Source organism: Vibrio hepatarius (assembly GCF_011806575.1).
Classification (GTDB): domain Bacteria; phylum Pseudomonadota; class Gammaproteobacteria; order Enterobacterales; family Vibrionaceae; genus Vibrio; species Vibrio hepatarius_A.
Genome location: NZ_JAATOO010000055.1, coordinates 1 through 4,517, shown reverse-complemented (window position 1 = coordinate 4,517; position 4,517 = coordinate 1). Strand labels below are relative to the sequence as shown.

Annotated in this window: 5 protein-coding genes; all 5 read right to left on the bottom strand. The window is 41.6% G+C overall.

The window, feature by feature from the left end; translation table 11 throughout:
- Positions 1-71 precede the first annotated feature (71 nt).
- The 5 genes from HCZ42_RS21495 to HCZ42_RS21465 all read right to left on the bottom strand — a co-directional run bounded on the left by HCZ42_RS21495 (position 72) and on the right by HCZ42_RS21465 (position 4,368).
- The gene (locus tag HCZ42_RS21495; protein WP_150878564.1) at positions 72-518 is read right to left on the bottom strand and encodes a GNAT family N-acetyltransferase; all 447 of its coding nucleotides are present in this window, start codon (positions 516-518) and stop codon (positions 72-74) included.
- A gap of 659 nt (positions 519-1,177) precedes the next feature.
- Positions 1,178-1,555 (bottom strand): hypothetical protein, encoded by a 378-nt coding sequence (locus tag HCZ42_RS21485; RefSeq protein WP_029811091.1) that lies wholly within the window; start codon positions 1,553-1,555, stop codon positions 1,178-1,180.
- 147 nt (positions 1,556-1,702) lie between these two features.
- Complete coding sequence (locus HCZ42_RS21480) at positions 1,703-2,062, bottom strand: hypothetical protein (protein ID WP_103187144.1); 360 nt, start codon at positions 2,060-2,062, stop codon at positions 1,703-1,705.
- 134 nt (positions 2,063-2,196) lie between these two features.
- Positions 2,197-2,622 carry an HIT family protein gene (locus tag HCZ42_RS21475; RefSeq protein ID WP_167422706.1) on the bottom strand — a complete coding sequence of 142 codons (426 nt, stop codon included), beginning with the start codon at positions 2,620-2,622 and terminating at the stop codon, positions 2,197-2,199.
- A gap of 1,248 nt (positions 2,623-3,870) precedes the next feature.
- On the bottom strand, positions 3,871-4,368 hold the full coding sequence (locus HCZ42_RS21465) for a DNA topology modulation protein (RefSeq protein ID WP_167422705.1): 498 nt from the start codon (positions 4,366-4,368) through the stop codon (positions 3,871-3,873).
- Positions 4,369-4,517 lie beyond the last annotated feature (149 nt).

Sequence of the window (4,517 nt, the reverse complement as noted above, 5' to 3'; positions counted from 1 at the left end):
GTGAGCGACGCTTGGCTATACTTGAGCGAAGCGAAACTGCCAAGCGTTGCGAATCACTCTTAAATGCTTTGTTATGTGCGTACTAAAGACATGGGTACGAACCTAATTCCGTTGAACTCGGCTTCTTCGCCTGTTGCTACGAAACCATTACGATTGTAAAAACCAACAGCATTCACCGATGAACGTAGGCTAACTTCACGAGCGTCTGTCTGATCAAGCAAATGATTCAATAAAGTACGACCTAAGCCTGAACCCTGCTGTGAATTTGCAACAAACAAATGGGTTAGATAATTTCCACCACGCAAAGCGGCAAAACCTAGAACTTCCCCACCCGATACCGCCTTAATTGATGAAAACTTCTCATCATCAAGAGTAGACGCTAGGTCAGGTAATACTCTGTCCTTATACTCTTGCTTTCCTTGTTCATTAAGCAATGGAAGTACATCCTTGGCGGAGACCTCTGAAACAAGCCTTGTTACTGCGTCTAAATCCGTTTTTAGAACCTTCTGAATTTCCATATTTCCTCCGAGCACATAACGCCGCATTAAGGCGTGAACAACGCAATACAACGGCTACCGCATTGCGCCTTAAACACAAAACTTACCGCAAACCAAAACTGCCACGCGTTGTGAATCGCTCTTAAATACTTTGTTATACGCCCGGCACCGAGGTTACGATTTTAAGCCAAGCCCCACTTTGGAAGCACGAAATTTTATGTGTATTGATGCATTTATGTGAGGCTAAGATTTTCAGCGACTGTAATTGAAGCGCACTTGGAACACTCCACATCAAAGAAAGCAGCATTTCAGCAAACACATAACCTTTTAAATCGGCAATTTAGTAGAGCGGGGGTTCAACAAACGAAACTGTTTCAAATTTCGCCAATCAATTAAAACTAGGAAACACTTACCAGCTACGAACTTGGGATTATAAGTATGGATACATTGTCTGATGATTTAGCGTAAATACGAGGAAATAATATGAATTGGGCGAAGTAATAAGTCACGTGAGAAAGTGACTTTGAAGCTAGAGATTAGCTGCAAAACTCACCCTGCGTATAACGCCGCGTTAAGTGGTGAACAACGCCAGCCACCAAACCTAAACCATTGTACCTTAAACACTAAACCTGACTGGAACTGAAACCGCTAAGCGTTGTGAATCCGCCTTAAACGCCTTGTTATGCGATTGGTGATGATAACCGTGAATTTGCCATTCGCACAACTTGACGTATCGGTTGTAATTGAATTTCTGAAATAATCGCTGAAACATATCCAACAACTATAACGGGGATTCCAACCGACAAACCAAACCACACTGATCCACTTAATTCAGGCTGCCCCCACTGACTGTAGAGCGATGACATGATAGAAGAAAAGATCAACGTCAAAGATAGAAGCTGAATCCAAGTATGACTAGATACGACGAAAGTATTCGAATAATGATTTTTACTAATTGTAGCCTTACCAGCGAAACCTCCAATCTTTACTCTAATCTTTGAGTTACTACCAGATATTTCGTAGCCCTGAGAAACCAATTGATCAATTATTTCTTCCACTTTGAAACTCCTTTTTACTGGGTCGCATAACGCCGCATTAAGGTGCGAATAACGCTAAAACACCTAACCCAACCACTGCACCTTAAACACTAAAACCAAGTTTAAACTGAAATCGCCAAGCGTTGTGAGTCACTCTTAAATGCTTTGTTAGGTGCTTATATCAACGCCGAACTTACTCATGATAATGCCATTCAATACCTCAATATCTCGCCCTCTACCCTGTGAACGATATATTTCATTATTGCCATTAACCCAGCTAGATATTACCGATATTTCCCCCTGCATGTTATTAGACAGTTCAATTCCGAAAATATAATGCCCTGTCCAACTTCGAACAAAATATACCCAACTACCTTCTGAATAGATAAACCACTTATCTTCCATTTCTGCGGGCTTATGACCACGTAATATTTTATTGGCATCAGAATTCGAAAACGCTTTTTTGAAACCCAAGTCGATTTTTTGGTCAGGTACTTCTTTTACTTTCCAATCGTGCCTTTTGATCATGATACCTCCTTGCACCTAACGCCCTGTTAAGGGGTGAGCAACGCTACCACTTAACCTAAACCATTCCGCCGTAAACACAAAACCCAACCTGAACTGAGAGTGCCGAGCGTTGGGAATCCCTCTTAAACAGTTTGTTATGTCGTTGCTAAATGAGCAATGACACTATTTGCGGCACTAATAACTTCTTGTGATAAACTCTCCGTTTCTACCTTATAATACTCTCGCGCCCAATCAAACAATACGGGACCGTGTATCAGAGCCTCTTGAGTCGGAAAGCATTCTAGGTATTTCGCTGTCACCGCAGTTAACCGAGGAAACACATGAAAGTGCAAGTCACCACCGGATTCACCAAACTTCGCACAATAAACTTGTTCAGGAGAGAGTGTTTTCGTAACTGCTGACTCTAACTGAGCTAACAACACACCAAGATCCATTTGCGCGTCCACGGAAAGTTGAGATAAAGAAGATACTCCTTCTTTACATTCGACGATCAAGTAACCTGGAATATCGCAACTACGACATGTGCTTACAATAAAATTATCGTCCTCAAAAACTACCATTACAGCTTCCCATTTCCATATAAGACATAACGCCGCATTAAGGTGCGAACAACGCCAAACCACCTAACCTAAACCACTGTACCTTAAACACTAAACCCAAGTTTAAACTAAGATCGCCAAGCGTTGTGAGTCACTCTTAAATGCTTTGTTAGGCGCTTCACGCAAATAGTTTAAATTTGATTTAGAAAACCACCTTTTGGAAAAAGAAATTCACGTAACCCACTGAATTTGTTTAAAACCCAAATACTAAAGCGGTTAAGTATCTGAAACCCAGTGCAACCAAAACACCAAAGAAATTGGCTTTTCAGCACATAAAAATGGAATTTGAACAGGCTGATTTTCAGAGCGAAATTTCAGCCAATAAATCAACTTCCAAAACAGATGAACTTGAAGCGATTTGAGCCAAACAAAATCACAACCAACTGCCCCAAAAATCCAATGAGGCAACCCGCGAACATTGGCATGTTTTACGGGTGGAGTGATTCAAGAATTAGTGAAGACAAAGCCAGATTGCCGAGAAACTGGCTCGAATTGCCTAAGAAAAAGAAGAGATTAGAACTGAAAATTTCTTTACTGCGCCTAACGCCGCGTTAAGTGGTGAACAACGCCAACCACAAAACCTAAACCATTGAACCTTAAACACTTAACCTGACTGGAACTGAAATCGCCAAGCGTTGTGAATCCGTCTTAAACGCTTTGTTAGGCGAAGTTTCCCAGTGGTGTTTAAGTTGTTTTGAAAGCAGATTACCCGAAACCGGATAAGCAACCAAACACCCACTGGCTTTTTGTGATTCAAGAACCACAAAAGTCACCATGTTTCAGCCAAGCTTCCAACAACCACGAAATGCAGACCTTCAGCAACAAGGCAAGTTTTGGACCCGAAAATACCAAAGCTACAAACTTACAGCGAAACCGAAAGCCTCAATTGACTTGCCCTTTCCACACTTTGAGCCAGTGAAATTAACCACCAACCGACAATGAAAACCAATGAGGCAACCCACGAACCTTTACATGTTTTACGGCTGGAGAGATTCAAGAATTTGAGCCGACAATGCTTAGTTGCCGACTACGAAAAGCGAACTGCTAGAGGGAACAAGAAGATTAGAACAAAGAACTTTCCTGCCCGTCGCCTAACGCCCAGTTAAGGGGTGAAGCACGCAACACCGACGTTACCGCATCACGCCTTAATCACTAAACCTAACGCATACCCAAAATGCCACGCGTGCTGAATCCCTCTTGAACTGTTTGTTAACTGGATTTGCAAAGGTGGAGTGCTTGCTCTACCGATTTTGCGATAATTACACGCTTATTGCTTGTAAGTGTATTGAGTTTGTCCATTATTACGGGTTTCGAATTTTTGGGATAGTCCCATAAAAATTTGATGAACTCGATATCAAACCTTTCATCGCAACCTTCAGGTAAATCTGGACGCTTACTACTTAATAATGTTCTCTTTAGTGCTCGATAGATACAGGTATATCGGTTTACATCTAAGAATATTACTGTGTCACAAGCTTCAAACCTTATATCAAGGGTGCTCTGGTAATTACCATCGATAATCCAACACTTGCTTTCACAAAGACTTTTTTGAATTTTGAGCCAATCATCTTTTGGAGTTTTAACCCAATTTGGTTTCCAATACAGCTGATCGAGATGATGAACAGGCAAATTCAACTTTTTACCTAATAGTGCCGAAAATGTGGATTTACCCGAACCGCCGGAACCAATGACCGCAATTCTTTTCATCGGACTTACCTCGTCATCAATCCAGTTAACGCCGCATTAAGGGGTGAACAACGCACTCCACTCAAACTAAACCATTGTGCCGTAAACACTTAAGCTAATTCAAACCAAAACTGCCAAGCGTTGTGAATCCCTCTTGAATGCTTTGTTAG